The sequence below is a fragment of the Streptomyces sp. CLV115 genome, assembly GCF_038448545.1.
In the GTDB taxonomy this organism is placed as follows: domain Bacteria; phylum Actinomycetota; class Actinomycetes; order Streptomycetales; family Streptomycetaceae; genus Streptomyces; species Streptomyces sanglieri.
Map to the genome: position 1 here is coordinate 1 of NZ_JBCEWQ010000261.1, position 6,398 is coordinate 6,398.

At 72.1% G+C, this 6,398-nt stretch carries 6 protein-coding genes; 3 read left to right on the forward strand and 3 right to left on the reverse strand.

Features of this window, described 5'->3' with window-relative positions:
• Both AADR41_RS40570 and AADR41_RS40575 read left to right on the forward strand, forming a co-directional pair.
• On the forward strand, positions 1 to 1,218 hold a 1,218-nt coding region (locus AADR41_RS40570; RefSeq protein ID WP_342287342.1), incomplete at its 5' end, for an SUKH-4 family immunity protein.
• A 195-nt stretch (positions 1,219 to 1,413) separates the two neighbouring features.
• Complete coding sequence (locus AADR41_RS40575) at positions 1,414 to 2,307, forward strand: cellulose-binding protein (RefSeq protein WP_342287343.1); 894 nt, start codon at positions 1,414 to 1,416, stop codon at positions 2,305 to 2,307.
• Positions 2,308 to 2,395: 88 nt separating this feature from the next.
• Here AADR41_RS40575 and AADR41_RS40580 read toward each other — a convergent pair whose 3' ends face one another.
• The gene (locus AADR41_RS40580; protein ID WP_342287344.1) at positions 2,396 to 2,782 is read right to left on the reverse strand and encodes a hypothetical protein; all 387 of its coding nucleotides are present in this window, start codon (positions 2,780 to 2,782) and stop codon (positions 2,396 to 2,398) included.
• Between the two features lie 560 nt (positions 2,783 to 3,342).
• On the opposite strand from AADR41_RS40580, the gene AADR41_RS40585 reads away from it, so the two are divergent.
• Entirely contained in the window at positions 3,343 to 4,200 is an 858-nt protein-coding gene (locus AADR41_RS40585) for a MarR family transcriptional regulator (RefSeq protein ID WP_446751200.1), read from the forward strand.
• Between the two features lie 146 nt (positions 4,201 to 4,346).
• On the opposite strand, the gene AADR41_RS40590 is transcribed toward AADR41_RS40585, so the two are convergent.
• Positions 4,347 to 5,966, reverse strand: a complete 1,620-nt coding sequence (locus AADR41_RS40590; protein ID WP_342287348.1) for a sodium/solute symporter — start codon at positions 5,964 to 5,966, stop codon at positions 4,347 to 4,349.
• Positions 5,963 to 6,398, reverse strand: a 436-nt coding sequence (locus AADR41_RS40595) for a DUF485 domain-containing protein (protein ID WP_446751201.1), incomplete at its 5' end; no start/stop codon positions are given. The genes AADR41_RS40595 and AADR41_RS40590, both read right to left, overlap by 4 nt.

Sequence of the window (6,398 nt, forward strand, 5' to 3'; positions counted from 1 at the left end):
CAGCCGCCCGGTCCTCCGGGTGCGCCCGGTGCTCCGGTGCCGCCTCCGCCGCCCGGTTCGACGCCGCCGCCCGGTGGTGGGGTGCATCATGCCGCGACGATGCTGGCCGACCCGAGCATGGGCGGCACGGGTCCGCTCCAGCCGCCCGGTCCTCCCGGCCCGCCCGGCGCCCCCGGCCCCGTACCGCCGAACGCGCACACCCCGCCGCCCGCGGCGTACGGCTATCCGCAGGCGCCGAACGGTCAGCCGACCGTCGGGCCCGGCTATCAGGCCGTGCTGCGCTACCGCGGGCCCGACGGCAGTGAGCAGCAGCTGATCCGGCGTTCGGCGCCCGGCACCCCGCACCCCGAGTGGCAGATGCTGCACGAGCTGCGGGCGATGAACGTGCCGCCGCAGCAGGTCATCGAGCTGCACACCGAGCTGGAGTCCTGTGAGCTGCCCGGTGGCTACTGCGCGCGGATGATCAGGGAGACCTGGCCGCAGGTGCGGATCACCAGCGTCGCCCCGTACGGCACCGATCACGCCAGCCGTCAGCAGGGCATGCAACATCTGCTCACCCACCAGGGCGAGCTGCACCAGGTGGCGGACGGTCCGGCCCGTCCGGCGCCGGTGCGGGCCCCGCTTCCGCAGATGCCGCCCGCGATGGCGGCGCCGCCGGAGGCCATCGCGGAGGAGCTGCTGCAGACCTTCGGGCCGCAGGGCATCTGCCGCTTCGATCAGCGCGCCGTGTCCCGTCAGGGCGTGCCGGAGACCGTGGCGCGGACGCTGGTGTGGGCGGGGCTGCCCGCCGACTTCGGGCCGTTCTTCTGGGCGCAGCCGGGTCAGCCGGTGGTGCCGACGCTGGCCGAGCTGGCCGCGCAGCGCCAGGTGCAGCCCGCCCCCGACGCGGGGTCGTACCTCGTCATGGGGTCGGACTTCGGGCGGGCGATCTGTGTCCAGTACGGGACCGCGAACATTGTGGCCGTGCCGGTCGAGGCGGGTCCGGGCGGACAGTCGGTGCTGCCGCAGTTCGTGAACACGGGGCTGCCGGAGTTCCAGCGTTCGCTGGCGCTGCTCGGCCGGATGTGGCGGCTGCGCTTCGGGCTCAACCCGGAGCAGGCGGGCCGCTGGACGGTCGACTTCCAGGCCCAGCTGGTGGCGCTGGACCCGGCGGCGCTGGCGTCGCCGGAGAGCTGGTGGTCGGTGCTCCTGGAACAGATGTGGGACGGGTTGATCTGACCCGGCAGGCCCGCTGACGGCGCCCGGTTCCCGAGAGGGGCCGGGCGCCGTGCTGTGTGCCGCGTGTTGTCCGTGTTGTCTGTGATGCCTGTCGCTTCCGTCCGGAATGCAGCCAATCGATTCCGACTTCTTGGCCAATTGCCGCATCCTTGACGTATTGCTGGTGGGTCGGAGAGTCGGAAAGAGGCTTCAAGGATGAGTTCTGCACCGGTGTCCGCGCATGGCTTCGTCGGCGTACGGGGACGCGGCTACCGTCCGGAGCAGGTGGACCGCATGGTGGCCGGTCTTTCGGCGGAGCGGGACGCGGCGCTGGACGAGGTGACCCGGCTGACGGCGCTGGTGGAGGAGCTGTCGGCGGAGTCGGTCCGGCTGAGCGAGGTCGTCGCCACGCTCGCCCCGCAGAACTACGAATCGCTGGGTGAGCGCGCCCAACAGATCCTGGCCCTCGCCGGGAGTGAGGCGGAGGCCGTACGGGGCGCCGCCCAGGAGGAGGCGCAGGCGCTCACCGACGCGGCGGACGAGGTGGCCCGGGCGCTTCGCGCCTCGGCGCGGGCGGACGCCGAGGCCATGCGGGCGGCGGCAGCGACCCACGCCGACGAGGCGCTGGCCACGGCGCAGAGCACCGCCGACGAGGCGGTCGCCGAGGCCCGTACGGAGGCCGCGGAGATGCGGGAGCGGTCCGAGGCCATGATGACGGAGACGAGCCACCGCACCGAGAGCGTCCTCGCGCACCAGGAGCAGGAGCACTCCGAGCGGTGGCAGGCGGCGGAGCTCGAACTGGCCGGCGCCGAGGCCGCGCAGTCGGCGCACCACGACGAGCTGACCGAGCAGGCGGAGGCCCGGCTGGAGGAGGCGCGGCGGGCGCTCGCGGAGACGGAGGAGGCCGCCCGGCACGGCCAGGAGGACGCCGAGGCGCGGGCCGCGGAGCTGATCGCGGAGGCCAGGGTCCGTGAGGAGCGGGTGGTCCGGGAGACGGAGCGGATCGTGCGGGAGCACGAGGAGGGCCGCGACGAGGTGCAGGCGCACATGGCCCACGTACGGAATTCGCTCGCGGCGCTCACCGGACGGGTGGCCCCGGCGGAGGACTGAACCGGCTGCGCGGCGGATCGTGATCCGATCCGATCCGATCCGATCCGATCCGCTTCGATTCGCTTCGCTTCGCTTCGCTTCGATCCGACTACGCGGGCTTCTCCGCAGCCGCACGGAACCGGCCGAGGAGTTCCCGGGCGGGCGCGCTGTCCGCGTCGAAGCTGTGGAGCCCCGCCTGTTCGTCCGGGACGGCCGGTCCCCACAGCCGTACGTCGTGGCAGTGGAAGCAGAAGGCCAGCTGGAAGAGCAGACCGTTGGCACCGTGGACCCGGATGCCCCAGCCCGGGGCGAAGCAGCGGTGCATCTCGCCGTCCGGCAGGTCGCCGACCAGTGCCAGGACCTGATCGACCTGGGGCGCCTCCCAGCGAGCGACCTCGTCGCCGGTCAGGTCCGCGGCGCCGAAATGCCTGTTCGGGTCGGTGATGCGGACGACCTCGATCAGTTCGGCCGTCTTGTGGATGATCGGGAGCAGCATGCGAACAGAATCGCCGACCTCGTTCGCCTGTGCCAGAGGCGTACGCGCCTCGCATCGAGATCCGGGAGCCGGGAGCCGGGATCCGAGATCCGGGAGCCGAGCTTCGAGTTTCGTGTTTCGAGCTTCGGACGGGGCTTGTGCACTCTTTCGGGTGACGGGGCGGAGGGGCGGGGCCGGGTCTTGAGCTTCGGGCTTCGGGAGCCGGGATCCGGACGTCGGGATTCGAGCGATGTCTTACAACCGGTAGGTGAATGAAGGGGGTTGGGAAAACCTCCCCACCCTCCCGGACCCGTCACGGCCAGCAAGTATGACTAGTCGTGACCGACTTGCGGCGCGGAGTCGCGGCTGCTTACGGTGCCAACGCAACGACCCCGACGCGGTGTTACCAGCACCGGCCGGGGTCTGACCCCAAGATCGAAGAGAGCGATCCCGTGGCTGTTTCAGACCTTAGCCCTGCCCTGCGTGCGTCCGCATCCTCGCGCCCGCACCCGAAGGCCCGCCCCGGCTACGGAAAGCGATCCGTTCCGGAGCAATGTCCGCCGCCCGAGGCCGGCTTCACGTTGCTGCCCGAGCGCGAGCGGCACATCGCGGGTTATGTGGACGCCCTGCCCGAGGGGGCGGCGATGGACATCAAGTCGCTGGCGAAGAGCCAGCCCCTGTACGGGCAGATGGCCGTCGGCAGCGCGCTGCGGGCTCTGGGGGTGGCCGGTCATCTGCGGCATGTCCGGTGCCTGAGCGGCGAAAACGGCGAGAGCGGCGAGAGCGGCGACCGGGTCCGCTGGGTCACGCGTACCTTCTGGTCGCGGGTTGCTCACGACAACGAGTGGTGGGACGCCTTCCTCGCTGCCGAGGAGCGCCGGTCCGCACCGCTGCCGACCGCGAAGCCGGTGGATCCCCCGGCGCCCGCGCCCGCGCCCGCGCCCGCGCCCGCGTCTGAGCCCGCGCCCGCGTCTGAGCCGGAGCCCGCGCCCGTACACGTACCGCAGCAGCGCACTGTGGAGCCGCACCCGCACCCGCACCCGCACCCGCAGCCGCAGTCCCGGCCAGGGCCTTCTCCCGCCTTTGCCGCCCTGGCCCGTCTCGGGCGTGCCGATTCCCGGCTGGCCCTCTCGGCGGCGGACTGTGCGGCACTGGAGCGGGCGGCCGCCGAGTGGTTCGCGCGCGGCGTGGACGCCGACTACCTGACGCACGCCCTCACCGCCGGGCTTCCCGCGTCCGTCGACTCCCCCTTCGGCTTCGTCCGCCGCCGCCTCCACGACAAACTCCCGCCCCGCCTGCCCGCCACTACCCCGGCCGCGCAGGCAACTCCCGTACGCCGCCTGATGGTGGAGTGCACCGAGTGCGGCGCCCCGGGCAGGCCCGAGGCGTTCCGTGACGGCCTGTGCAGGAACTGCCGGGAGTCCGGTCCGGTGGTCTGACCGATGCCGTGGAGTGGCGGTCTCCGCCCTGGGCGACGGCAGTCCCGCACAACGAGGACAGCCCCGCGCACCCTCCACCCGGAGTGTGCGGGACTGTCGTCGTGCCGCCTGCCGACAGCGTGCCGTGGAGCGTGCGGCGGCCGGGTTCAGTGCCGGGACGTCGGTGGTACTCCCGCCAGGATCCGGGGCTCCTCGCTCTGGTAGAGCCGGCGTGCCGCCGGAGCCGTGTGGCGGGGGAGCACCGTGCCGAGCCAGCCCGCCAGGAATCCGGCCGGGATGGAGACGAGCCCGGTGGTGGTGTACGGGAACCAGTTGAAGTCGTGGTCGGGGAAGACCGAGCTCGGTGAGCCGGAGACCAGGTTGGTGCCGGTGATCAGCACCAGGGTGGTGAGGGTGCCGACGATGAGGGTGCAGAGCAGTCCGGTACGGGTGAAGCGCCGCCAGAACATGCTGTAGAGGAGCGCCGGGGCGAGCGCGGACGCGCCGACGCAGAACGAGAGCGTCGCCAGCGCCTGTACGTTCCAGTGCCTGGCCACGACCGCGAGCGTGGTGGCGAGCAGCCCGATCACGATTGCCGAGGCCTGTGCCGTACGCATCTCGGAGAGGCCGGCCAGCGGCTTGCGGTCCGGGTCGCGCACCCCGTGCAGCCCGTGTGCGAACAGGTCGTGGGCGAGGGAGTTGGCGCAGGACAGGATCATTCCGGCGACCGAGGCGAGCAGCGTCAGGAAGATCGCCGTCGTCATCGTCGTGATGATCAGGGCCCCCAGTTGCGTACCGTTGGCGACCTCCCCGCTGATCTGGAGGATCGCGCTGTTCCCCGAGGCCCCGGCGGCGGTGATGCCCTCGTGGCCGACGAGCGCGCCCGCGCCGAAGCCGATCACGACGAGCAGCAGGCAGATCGCGGCGACCACGGAGACCGCCCAGGACATCGAGCGCCGGACGGCCTGGGTGGAGCGGGCGCTCGACATGCGCATGGTGACGTGCGGCAGGCAGGCGGCGCCGAGCACCACGGTCAGCTCGGAGCTGACCATGTCGAGCCCGCTGCCCTCGAACTGGAGCCCCGAGCGCAGATAGTCGGCGCCCGCGCCGCTGCTCTGGCGGGCGGCCGAGATCAGTGAGTCGGTGTTCCAGTCGAACCGGTTCATGATCATCACGGCGATGGTGAACGCGGCGACGAAGAGGACCACGGTCTTCACGATCTGGATCAGCGAGGTGCCCTTCATGCCGCCGATCGCCGCGTAGCCGATCATCAGGGTGCCGAGCCCGATGATGGCTCCGGTGCGGAATCCGGAGGTGTCGAACCCGAGGATGAAGGCGAGGAGATCGCCGCTGCTGGCGAGCTGGACGACCATCATCGGGATGAGCGCGGCGAGGGTGGCCGCGCAGGCGGTGATGCGGACGGCGCGGCCGGGGGCGCGGCGGATCAGTACGTCGCCCATGGTGAACCCGCCCGCGTTGCGCAGCGGTTCGGCCAGCAGGAACATCAGCAGCACGAGCGAGAGGGTGATGCTCAGGGCGAGGATCATCCCGTCGTAGCCGGTGAGGGCGATGATGCCGGTGGTGCCGAGCACGGTGGCCGCGGAGAGGTAGTCGCCCGCGAGGGCGAGTCCGTTCTGCAGGGGCGAGAGCGAGCGGGAGCCGGTGTAGAACTCGTCGACGTCGTCGCGGTCCGGGCCGGTCATCACGCAGAGCAGCAGTGCCACGGTGCCCACGGCGAGGAAGGCCACCAGGGACATCGACTGCGCGGAGTTGTCGAATCCGTTCACCGGGCCGCTCCTGCTCTTCGCATCCGGGCGGCGAGCGGGTCGACCGTGCGCCGGGCGGTCCGCTCGTACAGGTGGACGGCGAGCAGGGTCACGGGGAGCTGGCAGAGACCCAGCGCCAGGCCGAGGTTGAGGCCGCCGAACAGGGGGCGGTCCAGCAGCTCCTTGGCGTAGCCGGAGAGCAGCAGGAAGACCACGAAGTAGCCGAGCGCGGTCAGTGCCGCGGTGCGCCGCAGCAGCCGGTACGCGGTGCGCAGCCGGCGCAGGTCGCTGTGGCGGCCGGGGGTGGTCGCGGGGGTGTCGGCCCCGTTCGGCGAGCCGGGGTCCGGTGCGGTGTCCGAGCTCTGCCAGGGCAGCAGGTAGTCGGGGTGGTGCGGGGGCGGCCGATGCTGCGTGGCGGGCTTGGGCAGCGGTCCGGGCCAGGAGGAGTGGGGG